We start from the raw sequence: 15145 nt of genomic DNA, 5'->3' as shown, positions 1-15145 counted from the left end.
GCGGCCTGTCCTGTGGATCAGGTCCTAGTACGACTTGGGCAGACCGAGGGTCTGGTGGGACACGAAGTTGAGGATCATTTCCCGGCTCACGGGGGCGATACGCGTGACGCGGGCCGCGGTCACCAGTGAACCGAGACCGTACTCCCGTGTCAGCCCGTTGCCCCCGAGTGTGTGCACGGCCTGGTCGACGGCCCTCACGCAGGCCTCGCCCGCCGCGTACTTGGCGATGTTGGCGGCTTCCCCCGCTCCGAAGTCATCGCCCTGGTCGTAGAGATGGGCGGCCTTCTGCATCATCAGACGCGCCAGTTCCAGTTCGATGTGCGCCTGCGCGAGGGGGTGCGCGATGGCCTGGTGCGCGCCGATGGGCGCCTTCCATACGCTGCGGTCCTTGGCGTACGCGACGGCGCGGGCGAGTGCGTAGCGGCCCATGCCGATCGCGAAGGCGGCCGTCATGATCCGCTCGGGGTTGAGCCCCGCGAACAGCTGGAGCAGCCCCGCGTCCTCGTCGCCCACGAGCGCGTCCGCCGGCAGGCGCACATCGTCGAGTACGAGCTCGAACTGCTTCTCGGCGGCCTGGAGCTCCATGTCGATGACGTTGCGCTGGAATCCCTCGGTGTCCCGCGCGACGATGAAGAGGCAGGGCTTGAGCTTCCCGGTCCTCGCGTCCTCGGTGCGGCCGACGATGAGGGTGGCGTCGGCGATGTCGACGCCGGAGATGAACACCTTGCGCCCGGTGAGGATCCAGTCGTCGCCGTCCCTGCGGGCGGTGGTGGTGATCCGGTGCGAGTTGGAGCCGGCGTCGGGCTCGGTGATCCCGAACGCCATGGTCTTCGTGCCGTCCGCGAGACCGGGCAGCCACTGCCGCTTCTGCTCCTCGGTGCCGAAGCGGGCGATCACGGTGCCGCAGATGGCGGGGCTCACGACCATCATGAGCAGAGGGCTCCCGGCGGCGCCCAGCTCCTCCAGGACTATGGACAGTTCGGCGATCCCGCCGCCGCCTCCCCCGTACTCCTCGGGCAGGTTGACCCCGAGGTATCCGAGCTTCGCGGCCTCGGCCCAGAGCTCCTCGGGGTGGCCGCCGCCCCGTACGACCTTGGTGAGGTACTCCCGCCCGTAGCGGACGCCGAGCGCGGCGACGGCGGCGCGCAGGGCCTTGTGCTCTTCGGTCTCTATGACGGCGGCGCTCATGGGGTCTCCTCGTTCGGTACGGGGTGTACGACGGCGAGCAAGGTGCCCGGCTCGACCTGGCGGCCGGGTGTGACGTGCAGAGCGGTGAGGATGCCGTCGGCGGGGGCGGCGATCCGGTGCTCCATCTTCATCGCCTCCAGCCACAAGAGGGGCTGTCCGGCATGGACTTGATCCCCTTCGGCGAGTCCTTCCGCGATCCGGACGACCGTGCCGGGCATGGGAGCGAGCAGGCTCCCCGGGGTGAGGGCGCGCTCGGGCTCCGGGAACCGGGGCTGGGGGGCGAGGGTCCAGGTGTGGGTGCCGTGGTCGACGTGAACGGCGCCGCCCTCGTACGCGTGGATCTCGAAGTCCCGTCGCATGCCGTCGACTTCGAGCGTCACGCGGTGCGCGTGCGCATCGAGCGTCCCGCGGTGCGCGTGCGCATCGAGCGTCCCGCGGTGCGCGTGCGCATCGAGCGCGTGCGCATCGAGCGTCACCCGGTGCGCATGTGCCTCGATCACGTGCGCCTCGACGACACGCGCCTCGGGAAGGCCGACGAGCTCGAATCCGGTACGGGTGCGGTGGTAGCGGATCTCGTGCCGGTCGCCGCCGACGTAGACCTTCAGCTGGGGTTGGGAGGGAAGGTTCCGGTAGGCGCCGGACCTCGGCCCGGCCGGTGTGCGAGGCAGAGAACTCGCCACCGCGGCAGCCGCGGCCGCGTACACCTCCGCCACCGGAGCGTCGCCCGCGACCAGCGACGACAGGTGACGGTCGAAGAACCCGGTGTCCATGCGGCCGGACGCGAACTCCTCGTGCCCGAGGGCACGGACGAGGAGGTCCCGGTTGGTCACGACCCCGTGGACCCGCGTCCGCCCCAGCGCCCCGGCCAACCGCCGAACCGCCGAAGAACGCGTGGGCGCCCACGCCACGACCTTGGCCACCATGGGGTCGTAACGCACCCCGACCTCATCCCCCGACGCGAAGCCCGTGTCCACCCGTACCCCTGAAGGGAAGCCGAGAAGGTGCAGGGTGCCGGCCTGCGGGGCCCAGGCGGCGGACGGGTCCTCCGCGTAGAGGCGGGCCTCCACCGCGTGCCCCCGCGGCCCGGGCGGCTCCGGATCCAGCGCCTCGCCCTCCGCGACCCGCAGCTGCAGCTCGACGAGATCCACCCCGAACACCGCCTCGGTCACAGGGTGTTCGACCTGCAGCCGCGTGTTCATCTCGAGGAAGTGCGCCCGGTCGCCGGCGACGAGGAACTCCACCGTGCCGGCGCCCACATAGGACACGGCCCGCGCGGCCCGTACGGCCGAGGAGCGGATGTCCGCGTCCAGCGCGGGGGACAGCCCGGGCGCGGGCGCCTCCTCGATCACCTTCTGATGCCGGCGCTGCAGCGAACAGTCCCGCGTCCCCAGCGCCCACACCGTCCCGTGCGTGTCGGCGAGGATCTGCACCTCGACGTGCCGCCCGCCCTCGACATACGGCTCGACGAAGACCTCACCGTCCCCGAAGGCGCTCAGCGCCTCGGCGCGCGCGGCCGTCAACTCCTCTTCCAGTACGGCGAGTTCGCGCACCACCCGCATACCGCGTCCGCCGCCGCCCGCGGCGGCCTTCACGAGCACCGGCAGAGCGTCCGCCGTGACCTCCGTGAGCGGTTCGATGCCCATCAAGGACTTCGCGCGCGTCTTCGACGCCATCGCCTCGATGGCCTCCGGTGGCGGCCCGATCCACACCAGGCCCGCAGCCTGCACGGCCCGTGCGAACTCGGCGTTCTCGGAGAGAAATCCGTACCCGGGATGCACGGCGTCCGCCCCGGCCGCGAGCGCCGCCTTGACGATCAGCTCACCGCGCAGATACGTCTCGGCGGGCGTCGCGCCCGGGAGCCGTACGGCCGCGTCGGCCTCGCGTACGTGGAGCGCGGACGCGTCCGGATCCGCATACACCGCGACCGTCGCGATGCCCAGTTCGCGGCAGGTCCGGAAGATCCGGCAGGCGATCTCTCCCCGGTTGGCCACAAGAACAGAAGTGATCACGTGAACTTCAACCCCACTCACATCCGGAAGACGCCGAAACCGCCACGCGCGCCCTCGTAAGGCGCGTTGTGGATCACCGACAGGCACAGGCCGAGGACCGTGCGCGTATCGCGCGGGTCGATGACGCCGTCGTCGTAGAGCCGCCCGGACAGGAACATCGGCAGGGACTCGGACTCGATCTGCTGCTCCACCATCGCCCGCAGCGCCGCGTCGGCCTCGTCGTCGTATGGCAGCCCCTTGGCGGCGGCCGACTGGCGGGCCACGATCGACAGGACGCCCGCGAGCTGCTGCGGGCCCATGACGGCGGACTTGGAGCTGGGCCAGGCGAAGAGGAAGCGCGGGTCGTACGCCCGCCCGCACATCCCGTAGTGCCCGGCGCCGTACGACGCGCCCATCAGGACGGACAGATGCGGGACCCGTGAATTGGACACCGCGTTGATCATCATCGCGCCGTGTTTGATGATCCCGCCCTGCTCGTACTCCTTGCCGACCATGTAGCCGGTGGTGTTGTGCAGGAAGAGCAGCGGGATGTCCCGCTGGTTGGCGAGCTGGATGAACTGGGCCGCCTTCTGGGACTCCGCGGAGAAGAGCACGCCCTGCGCGTTGGCCAGGACGCCGACCGGATAACCGTGCAGGGACGCCCAGCCGGTGACCAACGACGGCCCGTACAGCGGCTTGAACTCGTCGAAGTCCGAGCCGTCGACGACCCTGGCGATGACCTCGCGCGGATCGAAGGGGATCTTGAGGTCGCCGGGGACGATGCCCAGAAGTTCGTCCTCGTCGTACTTCGGCGGCTCGGCGGGGCCCGGATTCTCGTACGCCTTGCGCCAGTTGAGCCGGGAGACCACGCGCCGCGCCTGCCGGAGCGCGTCGTGCTCGTCGGCCGCGAGGTAGTCGGCGAGTCCGGACGTACGGGCGTGCATCTCGGCGCCGCCGAGTTCCTCGTCGCCCGACTCCTCACCGGTGGCCATCTTGACCAGGGGCGGTCCGCCGAGGAAGACCTTGGCGCGTTCCTTGACCATGATCACGTGGTCGCACATGCCGGGGACGTACGCACCGCCGGCGGTGGAGTTGCCGAAGACGACCGCGACGGTCGGGATGCCGGCCGCGGAGGACTGGGTGAGGTGTTTGAACAGGGCGCCGCCCGGGATGAAGATCTCCTTCTGGGAGGGGAGATCCGCGCCGCCCGATTCCACGAGGTGGATCGACGGGAGGCGGTTGGCGTGGCCGATCTCGTGGGCGCGGAAGGCCTTCTTCAGGGTCCAGGGGTTGGACGCGCCACCGCGTACCGTCGGGTCGTTGGCCGTGATCAGGCACTCGACGCCCTCGACGAACCCGATCCCGGTGACCATCGAGGCACCCACGGGGTAGTCGCTGCCCCAGGCCGCGAGCGGCGACAGCTCCAGGAACGGGGTGTCGGGGTCGACAAGCAGCTCGATCCGCTCGCGTGCGAGCAACTTGCCGCGCTTGCGGTGCCGTTCGGTGTACTTCTCGCCACCGCCCGCGAGGGCCTTGGCGTGCTCGGCGGCGAGCTCGTCGAGTTTGGCGAGCATGGCGGTGCGGTGGGCTGTGTAGTCGGGGGATGCGGTGTCAAGGGCTGTGGACAAGAGGGTCATCGGGGTTCTCCGCTGGTATCGGCGTTATCCACAGGCGGGGGCGAGGGGGGTGGTGGTGTGGATAGCCTGGAAAGGGCTTCGGCCCCCGGGAGGGAGGGGACTGTCCGGCGGGGAAGCGGCAGGCTCACAGCAACACCTCCGGTATCTCCACATGCCGCGACCGCAGCCACTCCCCCAGCCCCTTGGCCTGCGGGTCGAAGCGGTGCCGGGACGCGACGCCCTCGCCGAGCAGGCCCTCGATCACGAAGTTCAGGGCGCGCAGCTCGGGCAGCAGGTGCCGGGTGACGGTCAACCCCTCGGTCTCCGGCAGGAGTTGGGCGAGCCGTTCGACGGTCAGCTCATGCGCCAGCCACCGCCACGCGGCATCCGAGCGCACCCACACCCCGACATTCGCGTCCCCGCCCTTGTCGCCGCTGCGTGCGCCGGCGATCAGGCCGAGCGGTGCACGGCGGGTCCCCTGATGAAGCAACGGCGGTGGCAAATGCGGAGGTTGTACCGGTTCGAGCGCCCTGGTCACCCCTGGCAGGGGGACTTTTTGTCGCGTCCCCTCCGGCAGTACGGCCACCTGCTCGACCTCGCCCTGCGGAACGTACGCGGCCTCGAACACCCCGTACGGCGCACCGCGTCCGGGCGGTGCGGTGAGCGTGAACCCCGGATAGCCGGACAGACCCAGCTCCACCGCCGCCCCGCTGAGCCGTCGCCCCACCAGCTCCGGATCGGCGTCCCGTACGACCAGGCGCAGCAGCGCACTCGCCGTCTCCTGGGTGTCGGCGTCGGGCCGGTCGGTGCGCACCAGCTCCCAGCGGACTTCCCGCGGGCGCTGCTTGCCCCGCGAGAGGGCGTCCTCCAACTGCGCCTGCACGTAAGCGGCTTTCGCCTCGATGTCGAGTCCGGTCAGTACGAATTCGACCTGGCCCCGGTGTCCGCCGACCCTGCACAGCCCCACCTTGAGCGTGGGCGGCGGCGCCTCCCCCCGTACGCCCTCGATCCGCACCCGGTCAGGACCGTCCTGCGCGAGCCGTACGGAGTCGAGGCGGGCGGTGACGTCCGGGCCCGCATAGCGCACCGGGCCGGTCTCGTACAGGAGTTGAGCGGTGACGGTGCCGAGGTCGACGACGCCGCCCGTGCCCGGGTGCTTGGTGATGACGCTGCTGCCGTCCGCGTGCACCTCGGCGAGCGGGAAGCCGGGCCGGAGCATCGTGCGCGGGTCGTGCTCGCCGAAGAAGGCGTAGTTGCCGCCGGTCGCCTGCGCCCCGCACTCCAGGACGTGCCCGGCGACGACGGCGCCCGCGAGCGCGTCGTGGTCCTCGGCGCTCCAGTCGAACCACCAGGCGGCGGGCCCGGTGACCAGCGCCGCGTCCGTCACGCGACCGGTGACGACCACGTCCGCGCCGGCCCGCAGACAGGCGGTGATCCCCTGTCCGCCGAGGTACGCGTTGGCGGTGAGCACGCCCTCGCCCCAGCCCGGCCGGGCGCGCAGATCGTCGCCCTCGACGTGGGCGACGCGGGTGTCGATGCCGAGCCGGGCCGCCAACTCCCGTACGCGCGAAGCCAGTCCGGCCGGATTGAGTCCGCCCGGGTTGACCACGATCTTCGTGCCCTGCTCCCGGGCGAGTCCGAGACACTCCTCGAGCTGCCGCAGAAAGGTCTTGGCGTACCCCGCCGACGGGTCCTTCATCAGGTCCCGGCCGAGGATCAGCATGGTCAGCTCGGCGAGGTAGTCGCCGGTGACGACATCGACCGGGCCGCCGGTGAGCATCTCGCGCAGTGCGTCGTGGCGGTCGCCGTAGAAGCCGGACGCGTTGGCTATACGGAGGGGGGAGCGCGTCACCGTTCGCCGCCTCCCGCGGGAGCCCGCCCCTTTCCGGGCGGCCCCGCGAAGGCCTGTGCGATGTCCAGCCAGCGGTCGGCGTCCGGGCCCTCGGCGCGGACGTCGAGGTCACGGCGGTGGGCGCGCTGGGTCACCAGGAGGCAGAAGGCGTACGCGTCACCGGTGACGCGCTGAGCAGCGTCATCCGGCCCGTAGGTCCACAACTCGCCGTCAGGAGAACTCAGTTCGACCCGGAACTCCTCACCCGGCGGCTCGATCCCCCGCACCAGGAAGGAGTAGTCCCTGGCCCGCACCCCGATCCGTACGACATGGCGCAGCCGCGCCGTGGGCACCCGGAGCACCCCCAGCGCGTCGGCCACGTCCTGGCCGTGCGCCCAGGTCTCCATCAGCCGGCCGGTCGCCATGGACGCGACGCTCATCGGCGGCCCGTACCAGGGGAACTTGGCTCCTTCGGGAGCGGCCCGCAGCGCCTCCTGGAGCCGTTCGCGGCCCGCCCGCCAGCCGGCGAGCAGCTCCGCGGGCGGGACCCGCGCGCCCTCCTCGGCGCCCTCGTCGACGAAGCTGTCGGGCGCGGCGAGCGCCTTCTCCACCTCCGCCCCGAAGGCTTCGGCATCGGTCACGGCGATCAGCGCGGCGCGGTCCGTCCACGCGAGATGGGCGATCTGATGCGCCACGCTCCAGCCTTCGGCGGGCGTGCCGCGCGCCCAGTCCGTGTCGCTCAACCCCCCGACCAGGGCGTCGAGTTCACGGCTTTCCTCGAGCAGATCGTCGAGCACTGCCCGTACGACTTCGGACACGGCACGCACTCCCCTCGGGGGATGTCGGTATGACGCTGTGACGGTGTGACGGTGTGACGGTGTGTGCGGCGAGCATGGCAGCGGGCCGAACAGGAAACAAGCACGCGTGCTTGAAAATCTGCGCTCCGGGGACCGATTAATTTCGCTGTGGCCCACGGTCAGACAGTGTGTAATCAACGAACACCAACCCTGGAGATCTTGAAATGCGCACCCTGATCAGCACCTCTTTCGTCTCCCTCGACGGCGTCATGGAGGCACCGGGCGGCGAGCCCGGCCACCGCAGCTCGGGCTGGACCTTCAAGGACATCGAGTTCCTGCCCGAGGCATACGAGATCAAGGGCCGTGAGCAGGAGGAGGCCGGGGCGATGCTCTTCGGCCGGGCCAGCTATGAGGCGTTCAGCCCCGTGTGGCCGGGCATGGAGGAGTTCGCCACGTACAAGACGCTGCCGAAGTACATCGTCTCGACGACCCTCAAGCAGGAGGACCTGGTCGAGGGCTGGGGCGAGCAGACGATCCTGCGCTCCCTGGAGGACGTCGCCGCCCTGAAGGAGACCGAGGGCGGCCCGATCAGCATGCACGGCAGCACCGAACTGGGCCGCAACCTCTCGGACGCCGGCCTGATCGACCGCTACCACCTCCTTGTCTTCCCCGTGCTGCTCGGCGCGGGCAAGCGTCTGTTCAGCGACACGGACAAGGACAAGCAGATGCTGAAGCTGGTCGAGCAGGAGACGTACGCCAACGGCATCCAGAAGATGGTCTTCGACGTGGTGCGGTGATCCGTGGGCCGGTGCGGTGGAGCGGTATCGGCCGCTCCACCCGGCCGCGATGCCCGGCCGTGAGGCCGCACCTCACACCCCGGCCACCGCCCGCGCGAACGCCGCCGGGTTGTCGAACATGACGTTGTGCCCGGCTCCCGGCACGGTGCGGACGTCCACTCCGGCGGCCTCCAGAGCCTTCCGTCCGCTCAGTTCGCCGCTCAACTCGCCCTGGAGATAGACCCGCTCCATGGCGGCCTGCTCGAACATCTCGCGCATCACCGGCCGGCTGCCCCGCACCAGCTGCGTGGCCGAACGATGCAGCGCGAGCGGATCGGCCAGCCGCATGGTCGCGGCCCATACCGGGCCCACCCGGTCAAGGACCCGCGCGAAGCCGCCTCCGCGCACGAACTCCTCCTCCGCGTACGAGGAGATCCCACTGCTGCCCGTCCCGGCCTCGGGATAGGGATCGAGGTTGCCCTCGGTGACCACCAGCCGCCCCACCAGCTCGGGCCTGCGGTGGGCCAGGACGATGGCGACCGCACCACCCATGCTGTGCCCCGCGATGACACCGGCCCGCACGTCCGCCTCGTCGAGCACGGCGGCCAGTGCGTCCGCGTGCTCCTCCAGTGTGTACGCGAAGTCGGCGGGCCGGTCGCTGATGCCGTGCCCGGGCAGGTCGACGAAGAGCGCGCGGCGGCCGGTGAGTTCGGGGCGGGCGGCGACATGGGCGTGGTAGACGGCAGAGGACGCGCCCAGGCCGTGCACGAACACGAGGGGCGGCCCGCCGCGCTCCCCGGCCGGCCCGCCCCCGTCGGCCTCGGTCCACCGGATCATGCTGCCCCGCGTATCGAATCGGACCTGCCGCATCACGCGCCCCCTTCTCCGCCGTCCACCTCCGGAACGCGGAGCTCTCCCGCCTCCAGAACCCGGAGCTCTCCGCCTCCGGAAAGCAGACCATACCTCGGTGTCGTAGTACTACGTCAACGAGGTACTCCGACACGGGAGAGCGCGTACGGGAGAATGGCCGCATGCTGGAGCTCTCGATCCTCGGTTTTCTCTACGACGCCCCGCTGCACGGCTATGAGCTGCGCAAACGCATCACGGCGCTCACGGGGCACGTGCGCCCGGTCGGGGAGTCGACGCTGTATCCGGCGATCAAGCGCCTGGAGAAGGCCGGGCTCCTGGCGCGCGAGACCCAGCAGGGTCCGGCCGCCGCGCCTCGCCACGTCCTCAGCCTCACCGAGTCGGGCAGGCGGGAGCTGCTGCGCCGCCTCGCCGAGGCCGAGGGCCCCGAGGTGACGGACGAGAACCGCTGGTTCACCCTCCTCAGCTTTCTGCGCCACCTCGACGACCCGGCCGCCCAGGCTGCCGTCCTGCGCCGCCGCCTGACGTTCCTGGAGGAGCCCACGAGCTTCTTCTACGACGGTGAACACCCGTTGAGCGCCGAGGAGTTGGCCGACCCCTTCCGTCACGGGGTGCTGACGGTCGCCAGAGCCACCACCAAGGCCGAGTCGAAGTGGCTGCGGGAGACGCTGGCGGACCTCGAAGACCCGGCGAAGCCGCAGGACGGCAAGGCACAGGACGGCAAGCCAAAGGACGGCAAGGCGAGGCGTGCCACGTCGTAGCGACCTTCCCCACCGCGAACGCCGTAGCAACCGCCCCACCCGCGAGCCCCCACGTATACCGCCGCACGCCCCGGGCACCCTGGACCCCATGGACATGCAGGAGTTGGGCAGCCGGAAGCCGGACAGCCGGGAGCTTCAGCAGGCGCTGGGCGCAGTCGTCCGAGGGGACATCGAGTTCACAGCCGGGCAGCGGGCGTTGTTCACGATGGACGCGTCCAACTATCGGCGGGTGCCCGTCGGGGTCGTGGCGCCGCGGGATGCCGCCGACGTCGAGGCCACGCTCGAGGTGTGCAGGGAACGGCAGGTGCCGGTCGTGGCGCGCGGGGCCGGGACCTCGATCGCCGGGCAGGCCACGGGGGTCGGGGTGGTGCTCGACTTCACCCGGCACATGGACCGGATCGTCCGCCTCGACCCCGAGGCGCGTGAGGCCGTCGTCCAGCCCGGGGTCATTCTGGACCGGCTGCGCGGCGAGGCCGGACGGCACGGGCTCACCTTCGGGCCCGACCCGTCCACCCACAGCCGCTGCACGCTCGGCGGGATGATCGGGAACAACTCCTGCGGCTCCCACTCCGTGGCCTGGGGCACGACCGCCGACAACACCAAGGCGCTCGAGGTCCTCTCGTACGGCGGGGAGGCCTTCACCCTGGGGCAGGGCTGGGACGGTGCGCCCCAAGGGTTGCGCCCGCTCGTCGACGCCCGACTCGCCCTGCTGCGGACCGGGTTCCCGGACCTGCCACGCCGCATCTCCGGATACGCACTCGACGCCCTGCTCCCCGAGAACGGCGTCGACCACGCGCGCGCCTTCTGCGGCAGCGAGGGCACGCTCGGCGTGCTCACCGAGGCGACGGTCAAGCTGGTCGAGGCGCCCGGTGCGCGGGCCCTCGCCGTGCTCGGATACGCCGACGAGAGCGCCGCCGCCGAGGCCGCGCCCGGGCTCCTCGCCCACGGGCCGCTGACCGTGGAGGGCATGTCCGCCGATCTCGTACCCGGGCCGAAGCGGCAACTCCCCAAGGGGGCCGCGTGGTTGTTCGTCGAGACCGGGGGCGCGAGTCCGGCCGAGGCGCGGGCGCACGGCGAGCGGATCGTGCGGGCCGCCGGGGCCCTGGACGCGAGCATCGTGACCGATCCGGCCGGGCAGCGCGCCCTGTGGCGGATCCGCGAGGACGCCTCCGGCACCGCGACCCGGATGCCCGACGGGTCGGAGGCCTGGCCCGGCTGGGAGGACTGCGCCGTGCCGCCCGCGCGACTGGGCCCGTATCTGCGGGAGTTCCGGGTGCTGCTCGGCGAGCACGGGCTGCGCGGCACGCCGTACGGGCACTTCGGTGACGGCTGCATCCATGTGCGGATCGACTTCGATCTGCTGAGCACGCAGGGGATCGGCCGCTTCCGCCGCTTCTCGGAGGAGCTCGCCGAGCTGGTCGTCGCGCACGGCGGGTCGCTGTCCGGGGAGCACGGGGACGGGCAGGCGCGGGCCGAGCTGCTGCCGAAGATGTACGGGGATGAGTTGGTACGGGTCTTCGAGCAGGTCAAGGGCGTGTGGGATCCGGCCGACGGGCTCAACCCCGGGATGCTGGTGCGCCCGGACCCGCTGGACACCAATCTGCGTTTCGCGCCGCTGCCGCGTGAGCCGGTGCCGGTCGCGTTCGGCTATCCGCACGACGGCGGGGACTTCTCGGCGGCGGTACGCAGGTGTGTCGGGGTCGCCAAGTGCCGTAATACGACGGCCGGTTCGGAAACCGTCATGTGCCCCTCCTTCCGTGCCACCGGCGCCGAGGAGCACTCCACGCGCGGCCGCGCCCGGCTCCTTCACGAGATGCTCGCCGGCGAGGTGATCACCGACGGGTGGCGGAGCGAAGAGGTGCGCGACGCGCTCGATCTGTGTCTGTCCTGCAAGGGCTGCCGCTCCGACTGCCCGGTCGGGGTGGACATGGCCACGTACAAGAGCGAGTTCCTGCATCAGCACTATGCCGGGCGCCGGCGGCCCCGTGCCCACTACACGCTCGGGCGGCTGCCCAGGTGGCTGCGGATCGCCGCGCCCTTCGCCCGCGTGGTGAACGCCGCCGCTTCCGTGCGGCCGCTCGCCGCGCTCGCCAAACGGATCGGCGGGATCGCACCGGAGCGCGACATCCCGCGCCTGGCACCCCGCACCTTCCGCCGCTGGTTCGCCAAGCGGCCGCAGAGCGGGACCCCCACCGTCACGCTCTGGCCCGACACCTTCACCAACCACCTCTCCCCTGCCGTCGGCGAGGCGGCCGTCCGCGTGCTCGAGGACGCCGGGCTCGGTGTCGCGCTGCCGCCCGAAGGAGTCTGCTGCGGGCTCACGTACCTCTCGACCGGGCAGCTCGACCAGGCCCGCACGATCCTGCGCCGCACGCTGGACCGCGTCCCGCTGGACCGGCCGCTCGTCGTCCTCGAGCCCAGCTGCGCCGCCGCGCTCAAATCCGATCTCCCGGAACTCCTCGGTGACGACCCGCGCGCCCACCGCCTCGCCGCGGCCGTCCGCACCTTCGCCGAGGCCCTCGCCGAACTCGCCCCCGGCTGGACGCCCCCGCGGCTCGACCGCCCGGCCGTGGGACAGACGCACTGCCATCAGCACGCGGTCCTCGGCGAGCAGGCGGACAAGGAGCTGCGCGGGCGGGCCGGGCTCACGGGCGAGCTGAGCGGCGGCTGCTGCGGGCTCGCGGGGAACTTCGGGTTCGAGCCCGGCCACCACGAGGTGTCCACGGCCTGCGCCGAGGACCAGCTGCTGCCCGCCGTACGGGAGGCCCCGGCCGACGCGGTACTGCTCGCCGACGGCTACTCCTGCCGTACACAGCTGGAACAGCTGGCGGGACAACGGGGTTGGCATCTGGCAGAGGTGCTGGCCCGCGGCCTGGACGAGACGCCGGAGCCGAAACGGACTTGAGATTCGGCTTCCGTCAGCTGCAAAGTGGGGTTATGGGCCTGACGTAGTGCAGTACATTGGACGCATCGGTTTAGGATGATGCACCGAAGGTCCAGTAGAGGCCACCACACCGCACAGACACAGGGAGCCGCACCGTGACCGCACACCCGGGGACCGGGGCCCAGGTCGCCGACCGCGCAGTCGCCGCCGGGGCCGCCGTCACCGAACCCGAGGCGGTCGGTGCGCTCGGCCGGCTCCGCAGGCGGGGCGGTCAGGGCTCGGTCGGTGCCATCGGTCTGGTGCTCGCGGCCGGGTTCTCGGTGCAGTTCGGCGCGGCTATCGCGGTGATGCTGATGCCGCGCGCCGGCGCGATCGGTGTGGTCACGCTGCGGCTCGTCGCCTCCGCGCTCGTCCTGCTCATCGTCTGCCGCCCCAAGGTGCGCGGGTACACGCGCGCCGACTGGGGCACGGTGTTCGCGTTCGGGCTCGCGATGGGCGCGATGAACACGCTGTTCTACCAGGCGGCGGACCGGATCCCGCTCGGCATCGCGGTCACCCTCGAGGTCCTCGGACCGCTGGCCCTCTCCGTGATCGCCGCGCGCCGCGCGGTCAACGCGGTGTGGGCGGGGCTCGCGCTGATCGGTGTGTTCCTGCTCGGCGGCGCGGGCGGCCTCGGCTCGCTCGATCTCGTCGGCGCGGCGTTCGCGCTCGCGGCGGGCGCGATGTGGGCGGCGTACATCGTCTTCAGCTCGAAGACCGGACGGCGCTTCCCGTCGGTGGACGGGCTCGCGCTCGCGATGGCCGTCGCGGCCGTGCTCAGCCTTCCGCTGGGGATCGCCGAGGCCGGCTCGAAGCTGCTCGTGCCGAGCACGATGCTGCTCGGTCTGGGTGTGGCGCTGCTGTCCTCCGTGCTGCCGTACACGCTCGAACTGTTCGCGCTGCGGCGCCTGCCCGCCTCCACGTTCGCGATCATGATGAGCCTGGAGCCGGCGATCGCGACGGCGGCGGGCTTCTTCGTCCTCCACCAGGGCCTGTCGCTCACGGACGCGATCGCCATCGCGCTGGTGATCGCGGCGAGCATGGGTGCGGTACGGACGCAGGCGAGGTCCGCGTCGCTGTAAGGCGGGGGCCTGGGGGCGTCAGCCCCCGGAACAACCACCCGCCGCCGGAGCGGCGGAGCAACATCGGCCGCAGGCCGCAACGCCCATCTCGCGGGATGGACCAGCCGACAACGCCGACAAAGATGCCGCTAGGCTCGCGCCGTGGCTGAGATCCAGATCCCGAATGACATCAAGCCCGCCGACGGCCGTTTCGGCGCGGGCCCCTCCAAGGTGCGTACGGAAGCGCTCGACGCTCTGGCCGCCACCGGCACCTCCCTGCTCGGCACCTCCCATCGCCAGGCCCCGGTGAAGAACCTGGTCGGCCGGGTGCGCGACGGCGTGAGCGACCTGTTCCAGCTCCCCGAGGGCTACGAGGTCATCCTCGGCAACGGCGGCTCCACCGCGTTCTGGGACGTCGCGACCCACGGGCTCATCGACACCAAGTCCCAGCACCTGAACTTCGGTGAGTTCTCCTCCAAGTTCGCCAAGGCCGCGAAGCTCGCGCCCTGGCTGGCCGAGCCCACCGTGATCGCCTCCGAGCCCGGTACGCACCCTCAGCCGCAGGCCGAGGCGGGCGTGGACGTGTACGCGTACACGCACAACGAGACCTCGACCGGTGTGGCCGCCCCGATCAAGCGGGTCGCGGGCGCCGACGAGGGTTCACTCGTCCTGGTGGACGCCACGTCCGGCGCCGGCGGTCTCCCGGTGGACATCACCGAGACCGACGTCTACTACTTCGCCCCGCAGAAGTCCTTCGCCTCCGACGGCGGCCTGTGGATCGGCGTGTTCTCGCCCGCCGCGATCGAGCGCGCCGAGCGGATCCACGCCTCGGGCCGCCACGTCCCGGAGTTCTTCTCGCTGCCCACGGCGATCGACAACTCCCGCAAGAACCAGACGTACAACACGCCCGCCCTCTCCACGCTCTTCCTGCTCGCCGAGCAGCTGGACTGGATCAACGGGCAGGGCGGTCTCGCCTGGTCGACCGCGCGCACGAAGGACAGCTCGGACCGCCTGTACGGCTGGGCCGAGGAGTCCAAGCACGCCACCCCGTTCGTCACCGACGCGGCCAAGCGCTCGCAGGTCATCGGCACGATCGACTTCGACGACGACGTGGACGCGGCCGCGGTCGCCAAGGTGCTGCGCGCCAACGGGATCGTCGACACCGAGCCGTACCGCAAGCTGGGCCGCAACCAGCTGCGGATCGCGATGTTCCCGGCGATCGACCCGGCGGACGTGCAGGCGCTGACGGCCTGCATCGACTACGTGATCGAGAAGCTGTAACCGAACGACCGAACCTCGCACTCAGTGGAAAGGGCCGACGCGCAATGCGTCGGCCA

The 15145-nt window shown here is 71.3% G+C and carries 11 protein-coding genes; 5 read left to right on the top strand and 6 right to left on the bottom strand.

Annotation, left to right across the window (positions count from 1 at the left end):
- Positions 1 to 24 precede the first annotated feature (24 nt).
- The 5 genes from JAO81_RS19940 to JAO81_RS19920 all read right to left on the bottom strand — a co-directional run bounded on the left by JAO81_RS19940 (position 25) and on the right by JAO81_RS19920 (position 7441).
- Entirely contained in the window at positions 25 to 1188 is a 1164-nt protein-coding gene (locus JAO81_RS19940; protein ID WP_199549242.1) for an acyl-CoA dehydrogenase family protein, read from the bottom strand.
- Positions 1185 to 3197: a biotin carboxylase N-terminal domain-containing protein gene (locus JAO81_RS19935; protein ID WP_199549241.1), complete on the bottom strand. Its 2013-nt coding sequence runs from the start codon at positions 3195 to 3197 to the stop codon at positions 1185 to 1187. The genes JAO81_RS19940 and JAO81_RS19935 overlap by 4 nt, the downstream gene beginning before the upstream one ends.
- A 17-nt stretch (positions 3198 to 3214) precedes the next feature.
- The gene (locus JAO81_RS19930; protein WP_199549240.1) at positions 3215 to 4813 is read right to left on the bottom strand and encodes an acyl-CoA carboxylase subunit beta; all 1599 of its coding nucleotides are present in this window, start codon (positions 4811 to 4813) and stop codon (positions 3215 to 3217) included.
- A gap of 124 nt (positions 4814 to 4937) precedes the next feature.
- Positions 4938 to 6644, bottom strand: coding sequence for an acyclic terpene utilization AtuA family protein (locus JAO81_RS19925; protein ID WP_199549239.1), 1707 nt, complete (start codon positions 6642 to 6644; stop codon positions 4938 to 4940).
- Positions 6641 to 7441 (bottom strand): TIGR03084 family metal-binding protein, encoded by an 801-nt coding sequence (locus JAO81_RS19920; protein WP_199549238.1) that lies wholly within the window; start codon positions 7439 to 7441, stop codon positions 6641 to 6643. The genes JAO81_RS19925 and JAO81_RS19920 overlap by 4 nt, the downstream gene beginning before the upstream one ends.
- A gap of 203 nt (positions 7442 to 7644) precedes the next feature.
- On the opposite strand from JAO81_RS19920, the gene JAO81_RS19915 reads away from it, so the two are divergent.
- Positions 7645 to 8217: a dihydrofolate reductase family protein gene (locus JAO81_RS19915; RefSeq protein ID WP_199549237.1), complete on the top strand. Its 573-nt coding sequence runs from the start codon at positions 7645 to 7647 to the stop codon at positions 8215 to 8217.
- Between the two features lie 72 nt (positions 8218 to 8289).
- Here the strand turns inward: JAO81_RS19915 and JAO81_RS19910 are convergent, their stop codons facing one another.
- Entirely contained in the window at positions 8290 to 9066 is a 777-nt protein-coding gene (locus JAO81_RS19910) for an alpha/beta fold hydrolase (RefSeq protein WP_199549236.1), read from the bottom strand.
- Between the two features lie 161 nt (positions 9067 to 9227).
- On the opposite strand from JAO81_RS19910, the gene JAO81_RS19905 reads away from it, so the two are divergent.
- From JAO81_RS19905 to serC, 4 genes are all read left to right on the top strand, one after another.
- The gene (locus JAO81_RS19905) at positions 9228 to 9824 is read left to right on the top strand and encodes a PadR family transcriptional regulator (protein ID WP_199549235.1); all 597 of its coding nucleotides are present in this window, start codon (positions 9228 to 9230) and stop codon (positions 9822 to 9824) included.
- A gap of 94 nt (positions 9825 to 9918) precedes the next feature.
- Positions 9919 to 12729 (top strand): FAD-binding and (Fe-S)-binding domain-containing protein, encoded by a 2811-nt coding sequence (locus JAO81_RS19900; protein ID WP_199549283.1) that lies wholly within the window; start codon positions 9919 to 9921, stop codon positions 12727 to 12729.
- A 134-nt stretch (positions 12730 to 12863) separates the two neighbouring features.
- Positions 12864 to 13829: a DMT family transporter gene (locus JAO81_RS19895; protein WP_199549234.1), complete on the top strand. Its 966-nt coding sequence runs from the start codon at positions 12864 to 12866 to the stop codon at positions 13827 to 13829.
- A gap of 141 nt (positions 13830 to 13970) precedes the next feature.
- Positions 13971 to 15089 (top strand): phosphoserine transaminase, encoded by a 1119-nt coding sequence (serC, locus tag JAO81_RS19890; RefSeq protein ID WP_199549233.1) that lies wholly within the window; start codon positions 13971 to 13973, stop codon positions 15087 to 15089.
- The last annotated feature ends 56 nt before the right edge of the window (positions 15090 to 15145 follow it).

Origin of the sequence: Streptomyces sp. N35 (genome assembly GCF_016464295.1) — a bacterium.
GTDB lineage: Bacteria > Actinomycetota > Actinomycetes > Streptomycetales > Streptomycetaceae > Streptomyces.
Note: the sequence above shows the minus strand (reverse complement) of the source record. Positions and strands in the feature narration are given on the sequence as shown.